12 protein-coding genes are annotated in these 9,599 nt (G+C 65.9%); 2 read left to right on the plus strand and 10 right to left on the minus strand.

What is annotated here, in order from left to right; translation table 11 throughout:
- Positions 1–40: 40 nt before the first annotated feature.
- Positions 41–919, minus strand: a complete 879-nt coding sequence (locus LC092_RS19365; RefSeq protein WP_224809192.1) for a DUF6456 domain-containing protein — start codon at positions 917–919, stop codon at positions 41–43.
- Positions 919–1,392 (minus strand): helix-turn-helix domain-containing protein, encoded by a 474-nt coding sequence (locus LC092_RS19370; RefSeq protein WP_224809194.1) that lies wholly within the window; start codon positions 1,390–1,392, stop codon positions 919–921. Before LC092_RS19370 ends, LC092_RS19365 begins: the two co-directional genes overlap by 1 nt.
- A 214-nt stretch (positions 1,393–1,606) precedes the next feature.
- Between LC092_RS19370 and LC092_RS19375 the strand changes: the two genes are divergently transcribed.
- Entirely contained in the window at positions 1,607–2,041 is a 435-nt protein-coding gene (locus tag LC092_RS19375) for a hypothetical protein (protein ID WP_224809196.1), read from the plus strand.
- 37 nt (positions 2,042–2,078) lie between these two features.
- Here LC092_RS19375 and LC092_RS19380 read toward each other — a convergent pair whose 3' ends face one another.
- From LC092_RS19380 to LC092_RS19415, 8 genes are all read right to left on the minus strand, one after another.
- Entirely contained in the window at positions 2,079–2,495 is a 417-nt protein-coding gene (locus LC092_RS19380; RefSeq protein ID WP_224809198.1) for a MucR family transcriptional regulator, read from the minus strand.
- Positions 2,496–2,816: 321 nt separating this feature from the next.
- The gene (gene mnhG, locus LC092_RS19385) at positions 2,817–3,152 is read right to left on the minus strand and encodes a monovalent cation/H(+) antiporter subunit G (protein WP_029059849.1); all 336 of its coding nucleotides are present in this window, start codon (positions 3,150–3,152) and stop codon (positions 2,817–2,819) included.
- Entirely contained in the window at positions 3,149–3,505 is a 357-nt protein-coding gene (locus LC092_RS19390; RefSeq protein WP_224809199.1) for a cation:proton antiporter, read from the minus strand. The genes mnhG and LC092_RS19390 overlap by 4 nt, the downstream gene beginning before the upstream one ends.
- Entirely contained in the window at positions 3,502–3,978 is a 477-nt protein-coding gene (locus LC092_RS19395; RefSeq protein ID WP_224809201.1) for a Na+/H+ antiporter subunit E, read from the minus strand. Before LC092_RS19395 ends, LC092_RS19390 begins: the two co-directional genes overlap by 4 nt.
- On the minus strand, positions 3,975–5,558 hold the full coding sequence (locus LC092_RS19400) for a Na+/H+ antiporter subunit D (RefSeq protein WP_224809203.1): 1,584 nt from the start codon (positions 5,556–5,558) through the stop codon (positions 3,975–3,977). The genes LC092_RS19395 and LC092_RS19400 overlap by 4 nt, the downstream gene beginning before the upstream one ends.
- Before the next feature lie 2 nt (positions 5,559–5,560).
- Positions 5,561–5,938 carry a Na+/H+ antiporter subunit C gene (locus LC092_RS19405; RefSeq protein WP_224809205.1) on the minus strand — a complete coding sequence of 126 codons (378 nt, stop codon included), beginning with the start codon at positions 5,936–5,938 and terminating at the stop codon, positions 5,561–5,563.
- Positions 5,938–6,357: a Na+/H+ antiporter subunit B gene (locus LC092_RS19410; RefSeq protein ID WP_224809207.1), complete on the minus strand. Its 420-nt coding sequence runs from the start codon at positions 6,355–6,357 to the stop codon at positions 5,938–5,940. Before LC092_RS19410 ends, LC092_RS19405 begins: the two co-directional genes overlap by 1 nt.
- Positions 6,354–8,744, minus strand: coding sequence for a putative monovalent cation/H+ antiporter subunit A (locus LC092_RS19415; protein WP_224809208.1), 2,391 nt, complete (start codon positions 8,742–8,744; stop codon positions 6,354–6,356). The genes LC092_RS19410 and LC092_RS19415 overlap by 4 nt, the downstream gene beginning before the upstream one ends.
- A gap of 234 nt (positions 8,745–8,978) precedes the next feature.
- On the opposite strand from LC092_RS19415, the gene msrB reads away from it, so the two are divergent.
- Positions 8,979–9,389 carry a peptide-methionine (R)-S-oxide reductase MsrB gene (gene msrB, locus LC092_RS19420; protein WP_224809209.1) on the plus strand — a complete coding sequence of 137 codons (411 nt, stop codon included), beginning with the start codon at positions 8,979–8,981 and terminating at the stop codon, positions 9,387–9,389.
- The last annotated feature ends 210 nt before the right edge of the window (positions 9,390–9,599 follow it).

Genomic DNA, 9,599 nt, shown 5'->3' on the forward strand with positions numbered 1-9,599 from the left:
CAAGATCGGTCCCGGAGCAAGGGCCCCGGGCGCGACGCCTCTAGCGCCGGCCGTCCTCCGGTGGCATCAGCCCGTAGTGGCGGGCAAGCCGCGCCAGCCCCATCATCAACACCACCTTGGCGGAGCGCGGCGGCCAGCGGCGGGCCTTTTCCACCTCGCCGAGCCCTTTCAGCTCGCAGCAGACGTCGATCAAGACCGGCGCCAGTTCCGGCCCGACCGCTGCAAGCGCGCGGTCGACCCGCAGGCGGGCGGCCACCGCCGCATCGGACAGATCGGCAATGCCGGAGGCCGCCGACCGCCGCGCGCCGGAGGCGCCAAGCCCGTCCCAGCTTTGCGTGGCAAGCCCCGGAACGATCCGCCCGAAGGTGACATCGGCCCGCAGCCGCTCGCCGGCCTCGAACCGGGCCGCATCGATCAGCGCGGCGCCATCCGGCCCCTTGCGGTTGCGCAGCCAGGCAAGCGGGCTTTCCCCGTGATCGACCGCAAGAAGCGCGACCGAGCCGTCCGGCCCCGGCTGGCGCCGCGTGCCGCGATGCTGATGCTGGCGGCGAAACCCGTCGTCGCCACAAGAGATCCGGCGCAGCCGCGCCTGTCCCGCCTGCGACATGCGCAGCGCGCCGCTGTCCCTGTCGCAGCGCTCGACCAGATCCCGTGCCCGCGCCGCCCGCAAGAGGGCGGCCGACACGACAACGCCCTGGGCCTGGGCTTGGGCCTCGGCCTCGGCCTCGGCGCCGCGTCCGGTGCCGGACGCCGGAACCAGCCGCAACAGCTCCGAGCCGTCACCCTCCGCGGCATCCGCCTTGCCGGCGGGCCGGACCCGCCAGGCTTCGGCCCGGCCCAGCCGGGTCAGCAGCCGGTCGATCGCCCGCTGCGTCGGAGCGCCCGCCGGCGACGGGGCGTGCAAGGAGGCGCCCGCCATCACCCCTGCCCACGCGGCGAGCGGCGAAGCGGTCCAATCGCGCCCTGGATGGCCCGTTCGATCGCGTCCAGACACTCCTCGAAGGCCGGATCGTCGCGACGGTCCTCGACCACCCGACAGGCATGCGCCACGGTCGTCCTGTCGCGCGCAAACCGCCTTGCGACCGCCGTCAGGGTCTGACGCAACACCACATGATGCAGGTACATCGCGACCTGACGGGCGAGCGCCACATGCGCCAGTCCCCGGCTGCGGCCGGCGATCTCCCTTGGCGATACCCCGAAGGCGGACATCACGCAGGCAAGGACGATCAACTCCGCGCCCTTGGGGTTTTCCGCAAGCAGCAAGGCGTCGCCGCCAGCGGCCGTTCCGATGCGCGACCTCCGGTTTGCCGCCTCGCTCCCCTCGCCGGCCTGCCAGCCAACGCCAGACGCAATGGCAGACCGGTTCCCTGTTTCCCTCTGGTTGACCTGCATGTTCCAACTCCCGACAACAATCATAGGTTTATATTCCTATATCATTACGGGAGAAATACACGCACGGGGATAAATCGCCCGGCCGCTGTGCCTGGCCGGCACGGGCGCAGCGACTTTCCTCCCGCCGTCGGCACCGGCCTCATACTCGGGCTTTCCCCCAAGCGCGGCTGCGGGGCAACCGCAGGCGTGACAGGTGCAGACGGAGGGATGCGGGATGATCCCGGGACACCGACAGGACGGGCATGCGGCCTGCCCGATGGCAGGTCGTGGCGGCGGGGTCGTGCAGCGTCCGACATTGCCCGCTGATGCCTGCTCGCCGGCCTGCACGGAGCTCTACCGACGGCTTTGCGAACGACTGGCGGTTCCCTCGCGAACTCCGCCAAGAGAGAGCCCGGAAGGGTGCGAGACCGGATGCGAGACCGGGGCCGCGCTCCTTGAGATCCAGGCGCAATGGCTCGAGCGCGCGGTTGCCCATGAGAAAGAGCGCGGACGTGCCGGGTCCTGGCTCCACGACCGGCACCGGCTGGTGGCGCTGCGACAGCTGCGCGCCATGGCGCTGTGTCTGGCCCGGGGCAGCCCGCACAAGAGGGAGGCTGGAGCCGCACCCCCGAACGCAAACGACCGCCGCGAGATCTCGCGGCGGTCGTGAGGATCCGGCAGAGCCGGACAAAGGCAGTTGGACGCGCTTACTTGGTGCGCTTGCGCTGCTGGCCGAGGCCCATCTTCTTGGCGAGTTCCGAACGGGCGGCCGCATAGTTCGGCGCAACCATCGGATAGTCGCTCGCAAGGCCCCATTTCTCGCGGTATTCCTCGGGAGACATGTCGTAATGCGTGCGCAGGTGACGCTTCAGCGACTTGAACTTCTTGCCGTCTTCCAGGCAGATGATGTAGTCCGGCGTCACGGACTTCTTCACCGCGATGGCGGGCTTCAGCGGCTCCGGCTCCGGCTCGACAGCGGCCGTGCTGGTGCGGTGCAGCGCGTTGTACACCTCGTTGATCAGCCCCGCGAGATCGGTCGCGGCGACCGTGTTGTTGGCAACATAAGCCGAGACGATATCGGCGGTCAGGTCGATGAGATTGTCGTCGGCGACCATTTCAGTCATTTTCCACCCACTAGTTATGTCGGTACACATCGGAAATAGATCGGCAGAATAGCCTTTCCAAAGCGATCAACGTACTGTCACGATATTGCGACTTCACCCGAACCGACTTCGATTCTGCCGTCGTAAAAGCATGAAAACCGTATATATCGCGAAAAATGAGATCACAAGAAAAAACTTGGAAGAATCTATGACCCGATCCTGCTTCATCGCAGGAACTCGTGACTAAACGCTAGATTTCGTGTCCCGGAAAAGAAGCAGATCACGAATATTCAGGCTGAAAACCGTCCCGCCACGCACCCGAGTGACGTCACGGCACCGGCTTCACTCGCTTCCTTTGCCCATCTCGTCGATCTTGGTATCCGCACACGGCCGGTAACCGGCTTCATAGGCGGCCTTGGCCAGAAGATGCGCGGCAACCGGAGCCGTCAGCAGGAAGAACACCACCCCCGCAAAGGCACGGGTGATCACGTCGATCTGATGGGCATGCACGGCGAGCGCGACAAGCATCAGGCCCGACCCGAGCGTGCCGGCCTTGGAGCCGGCGTGCATGCGCATATAGACGTCCTTGAGGCGCAACAGGCCGATGGACGCAATCAGCGCAAAGATGGAGCCGGTCACCAGCACGATGCCAACGATGATTTCGTAAACCGGGTTCATCGGCCTGCCTCTCGATCCGCGATGCTTCGTTTCACTTCCTCGACGATGGTCGCATCCTTGGCCAGTCCGCGGTTCAGAACGAAGCGGGCAAAGGCGACCGTGGCGAGGAAGCCGACAAGGCCAAGCGCGATGGCGATGTCGACATAAAGGTAATAGTCCGTCTGGATGCCGATGGCGGCGATGAAGCCGATGCCGAGCGCGACCAGCATGTCCAGCGCCACCACACGGTCCGGCAAGGTCGGCCCCTTGATGATCCGCGCGACGGTCAGAAAAAAGGCGACGGTCAGGATCGCCAGCGAGATGTTCACGCAGACATCCAGAAACTCGCTTGCGAATTGTTCCAGTCCGCTCATCGGAACGCCTCCAGGATCTTGCGTTCGAACCCGTTCTTGATGTCGTCGATGGTCGCCTGCGGATCGGGAACGTCGATGCAATGGACGAAAAGCGTCTTGCGGTCGTCCGAGACGTCCACGGACAGCGTGCCCGGCGTCAGGGTGATCAGATTAGCCAGCATGGTGATCTCGAAATCCCGGTCGACGGTCAGCGGATAGGCGATGATGCCGGGCTGAAGCACGATCTTCGGACGCAGCACGATCCCCGCCACGCGCAGGGCCGACAGGACAAGCTCATAGAGAAACAGCAGCGCCAGGCTGACGATCTGCCAGGTGCGCGTGAGATAGCCGCGGGTTCCGACCTGTTCGCGGATGATGTAGAGCGCGCCCGCACCCAGCACGAAGCCGAAGACCAGATTGACCTCGGCGAAGCTTCCCGTCACCGCGCCCCAGGCGAGCGCGAGCAGGATGTTGATCAGGAACAAGCTGGTCATCGCGCGACCTCCCCAAAGACCGACCGGAGATAGCCCATCGGCTCGCTCAGGGTCGACGCCCCGCGACCCGACACCTGCATCATGAACTCAGGCTGCACGCCGAGCAGCACGACAAGCCCCAGAAGCACGCCGATCGGCAGCCAGACATTGGCCCCGACCGCGGAGGGCGCCGGAACGGCGAAGGCGACAAGCTGGCCGTCGGCCGTCCCCTCCGGGCCGCCCCGCCAGAAGGCGTAGATCCACACGCGCCCGACCGCGATGGTGGTCAGCAGGCCGGTGACGAGGATGGAGCCGGCGATCCAGCCGTGACCGCCGACGAGGGCGGCATCGACCAGGATGACCTTGGGCCAGAAGCCGGAGAACGGCGGCAGTCCGGCGACCGCGAAACCGAGCATCAGGAACACCGCGGCAAAGGCCGGGCTGGCGCGGTAAAGCCCGCCCAGCTCGCGCAGCGAATAGGACCCGCCGAGCGCCCGCATCATGCCGGCAGCCATATAGAGCGCGGTCATCACCAGGATCGAATGCACCGCGTAGAAGATCGCCCCGGCGAGCGCCGGCGTGGTGCCGATGGCGAGGCCGGCGAGCATCGAGCCGATGCCGGAGATCACCAGATAGCCGAGCAGCCGACGCACGTCGGTCTGGGCGAGAGCGCCGAGCACGCCGGTCAGCATGGTGGCGATCGCGACCAGCGCGATGATATCGGCGAGCGCGATCCGCGCCTCGGGCAGAAGCAGCGCGAAGATGCGCAGCAGCGCATAGACGCCGACCTTGGTCAGCAGGCCGGCGAAGACGGCGGCGATGACGATGCGCGGCGTGTGGTAGGAGGCCGGAAGCCAGAAGTTCACCGGGAAGGCGGCGGCCTTCATGGCGAAGGCAAGGAAGTAGAGCACCGCCACGGTCATCAGCGGACCGTTCGCGTCGGCGCCGCGCGCCTTGATCGCGATATCGGCCATGTTGAGCGTGCCGAGAATGCCGTAGAGCAGGCCGGTGGCGATCAGGAAAAGCGTCGTCGCGATGATGTTGAGCAGTGCGTATTTGACCGCGCCGTCCAGCTGCGCGCGCTCGTTGCCGAGCACCAGGAGGCCGAAGGACGAGATCAGCAGCACCTCGAACCAGACGTAGAGGTTGAAGATGTCCCCGGTCAGGAAGGCGCCGCAGACACCGGTCATCAGCAGGAGCAGAAAGGGATAAAACCCGTAGCGCCGGCCGGAATTGTCGACGTCGGTCATGCCGTAGACGGCGGCGCAGAGCGCCACGATGGACGACGTCAGCGCCAGGGTCGCTCCCAGCGCATCGACCGTGAAGGCGATGCCGAAGGGCGGCAGCCAGCCGCCGGCGACCATGGTCACCACGCCCTTGTCCAGCACATGCGCCAGAAGCCCGGCGCAGGCAAGGACCAGCAACGTCAGGAAGATGATCGCGACCTTGGGCTGGGCGGCCGTGTTCTTGCGCGTCATCAGGCAGAGCGCGCCGCCCAGGATGGTGATGATCAGCGGCGCGACCAGCAGCCAGTCGGCCGGCAAGACCGGCTCCAGGCGCATTGCCTGCGACAGGTCCACGGCGGAATCGGTAGCGGCCATCTTCAGTACCCTTGCGGCGGAGACGCTTCGCCCGTCGGCTCGGCCACCCGCATCTCATTGGTGTCGTCGGTGCCCAGTTCCTGATAGGCGCGGAACGCCAGCACCAGAAGGAAGGCGAAAAACGAGAAGGAAATCACGATCGCGGTCAGGATCAGCGCCTGCGGCAGCGGATTGGCGATCGGTCCGGGCGGCACCTGGAAGGCCTCCGGAATCACCGGCGGCACCTCCCGCATCAGCCGTCCCGAGGTGAAGATCAGAAGATTGACCGAATTGCCCAGGATGGCGATGCCGAGCAGGATGCGCACCAGCTGGCGCGACATCAACAGATAGGTGGCAACCGCGAAGAACAGACCGATCAGGATCGAAAGGGCGGCTTCCATCAGTCACTCTCCCTTTCTTCCAGCGCCAGCGCGATGGAGCTGATCGAGCCCACCACGACGAGATAGACCCCGATGTCGAAGAACAGCGGCGTCGACAGCGGGATCTCGACGCCGAAGGCATGGACGTACCACCACTGGCTGGTCATGAAAGGCTGCGCCAGGAACAGCGACGGCAGGCCGGACAGGCCCGCAATGAACAGGCCCCAGGCCGAGATCGTCATCGGATGCAGGGTGATCGCGCGGCGCACGGCGGCGACGCCGCAGGCGATGCCGTAGATGGCGAAGGCGGAGGCGGCGATCAGGCCGCCGATGAAGCCACCGCCCGGCTCATTGTGCCCGCGCAGCAGCACGAAAATGGAAAACAGCACCATCAGCGCGGCCAGATAGGGCGCAATGGTGCGGAAGATGATCGTTCTCATACCTGCACCTCCTCACGCTTGGACAGCGCCTCGTCGCCGGACGCCTTGTCGAGCGCCCCCTCCGCCGCGCGTTTCGGGCGCACCCGGATCAGCGCCAGCACGCAGAGGCCGGTGATCATGACGACCGCGATCTCGCCGAAGGTGTCAAAGCCGCGGAAGTCGACCAGGATCACGTTCACGATGTTGCGGCCATGGGCGATGGTGCGGCTGTAGGCCTCGAAGAAGTCCGACAGCGAGCGGTCGAAGGTGAGCTGGGTCACCCGGATCAGCAGCGTGGCGAAGCCGACGCCGAGCGCCGTCGCGATCAGGCCGTGGACCACCCGGTAGCCCATCGGCCGGTGATCGCGCGGCTGCAGGTTGAGCCGTGTCATCACCAGCGCCAGGATCACCACCGAGAGGGTTTCCACCATGAACTGGGTGAAGGAGAGATCCGGCGCGCCGAACAGCATGAAGATCAGCGCCACCGCGAAGCCCTGGATGCCGAGCGAGACAATCGCCGTCAGCCGCGTGCGGGCGGTGAGCACCGCGATCAGACCGACGGCGGCAATCGCCAGCACCCCCCATTCGTAGAAGCGGAAGTCCGGCATCTCCAGCGCGGCCGGCCAACTGCCGGTCAGCAGCGGCGGGGCCAGCAGCGCGATCGCCGCGACCAGGAAGGTCAGCGTCATGTAAATGTCCATCCGCCCGCTCTGCAGGCGATGGGTGACGGCGGCGGAAAAGCGCACCAGACCGGCGATCGCCTGGTCGAAGCCCTTGTCGGGCCCCCAGCCGATGGCGGCAAGCGTGCCCGCCATCGCCGCGCGCAGGGCATCGAGCTTCAGGTAGAGCACGATGCCGAGCAGCACCGTCAGCCCCGACAGGATCAGTGGCGCACCGACATAGCCCGGCACCAGATGCACGTCGACCGTGCTCTGGACCCCGGTGATGGAGGTGATCACCGGCTGGATCAGATACACGCCCGTGGAATGGGCCAGAAGCGCGGTGGCCAGACCCGTCAGCGACAGGGCGACGGGACCGGCGAAGAGCAGCAGCGGACCCTCATGGGCGTGTTTCGGGGTCTCGACCTTGGCGCCGAGGAAGGGCTTCAGCGCGACAGCGGCGGCGATCACCAGCATGAGCGCGTTGCCGATCACGGCGGTCGCCGTCAGCGCGTAATAGATGCCGCCGTCACCCCAGATCCCGGCGTAGAGATATTCCTTGGCGATAAAGCCGACGAAGGGCGGCAGGCCCGACATCGACAGCGCGGCGAGACAGGCGGCGACAAAGGTTACCGGCATGGCGCCGCGCAACCCGCCGAGCCTGGTCACGTCGCGGGTGCCGGCCTCGTGGTCGATGGTGCCGGCGACCATGAAGAGCGCGCCCTTGAACAGCGAATGCGCCAGGAGGTAGAGCGCCGCGCCCTCGATGGCCTTTTCCCAGCTGGTGCCGGTCAGCATCACCAGCAGGCCGAGCGAGGCGACCGTCGTATAGGCGAGCATCAGCTTGAGGTCGGTCTGGCGCACGGCAAGCAGCGTGCCGACGATCAGCGTCGCGCCGCCGAAAACGGGGAGGATCGTCGTCCACAGCGCCGTGTCGCCAAGCACCGGGTGCATGCGCATCAGGAGATAGACGCCGGCCTTCACCATGGTGGCGGAATGCAGGAAGGCGGAGACCGGCGTCGGCGCTTCCATGGCGTTCGGCAGCCAGAAGTGGAACGGAAACTGCGCCGACTTGGTGAAGGCGCCGCCGAGCACCAGCAGCAGGATCAGCGGATAGAGCGCATGCTCGCGCAGCACGTCGCCGCCGGCGAGCACCTGCGACATGGAGGCTTCGCCAGTCACGCTCATGATCACCAGGAAGCCGGCGAGCAGCGACAGGCCGCCGCCGCCGGTGATCACCAGCGCCTGGATCGCGGCGCGGCGCGAGGCCGCGCGCAGGTGATCGAAGCCGATCAGCAGGAAGGACGTGATCGAGGTCAGTTCCCAGAACACGAAGAGCGTCAGCAGGTCGTTGCCGAGCACCAGACCCAGCATCGCCCCCATGAACAGGAACAGGAACGAGAAGAACCGCCCCTGATGGGCGTGGCCCTTCAGGTATCCGCCGGCATAGAGAATGATGAAGGTGCCGATGCCGGAGATCAGCAGCGCGAACATCGTCGACAGGCCGTCGATGAAGAAGGAGAAGCTCACACCATAGGCGGGCGCCCATGCAATGCCCGGGGTGAAGCTCTCGCCGCCGGCGACCTGGGGCACAAGCCCTGCGAAAAACACGAAAACCGCAGCCGGCACGAGAGCCAGCGGCCAGGCGGCGTTGTGGCCCATTGCCCGCGTCAGCGCCGGAGCGACAATCGCGGCGGCAAACGGCGCCAGTACGGCGAAGAAGGTCGCCTCGGGTCCGAACAGCGGCATGGGCCTCCCCAGGAAGATGTTCCGGCCAGAACAGCCGGCGTTGAATACGAATCGACGTTTTCTATCGAGTGTTCGTTAAGATTTGCTCCACATACATGCAGGTCCAAACCGGGGGCAAGCGTTTTAGGCGCCCGGCCGAAAGCTTTCGTCAATCGACCGCGAAGGCATTGTCGCATGGCCGATCCGGTCCTATTTGAGAGTGTCGCCGACAAAACGCGAAGCGGGACCTTTTCCATGACCGATACATCCGTGCGCCCCAGGGTTCGAAAGTCCGATGCCGAGTGGCAGGCGGAGCTGACGCCGGAGCAGTTTCACGTGCTCAGGCGCGCGGGCACGGAACGCCCCTTTACCGGTCCTTATTGGGACACCTTCCGGGGCGGGCTCTATTCCTGCGCGGGCTGCGGCACGCCGCTGTTTCGCTCCGATACCAAGTTCGACGCCGGCTGCGGCTGGCCGAGTTTCTTCGAGACGCTCACCCCCGACGCGGTCACCGAGATCGAGGACCGCTCGCACGGAATGCTGCGCACGGAAATCCGCTGCGGCACCTGCGACGGCCACCTCGGCCACGTCTTCCCGGACGGCCCGCCGCCGACCGGCCTGCGCTACTGCATGAACGGCACGGCGATGACGTTTGAGGAAGAATGACAAGGAACACCTGACCGCGCGGGGCCGCCGCCTCGGACCACCTCGTGTGCCGAAGTTGCCAATGGATCCCCGATCAAGTGTTCAGACTTGAGAGATGGTTGACACCTGTTCGGAGACATAGGTGACAAGTTTATAGCGCAGAGAGATCGATGTTTGCGACACGATTTGCGCCGAAGTAGATGCCTAGGATGTCGTGGTTTGAGGTTGGCC

It is taken from the genome of Stappia stellulata (assembly GCF_020176715.1).
In the GTDB taxonomy this organism is placed as follows: Bacteria; Pseudomonadota; Alphaproteobacteria; order Rhizobiales; family Stappiaceae; genus Stappia.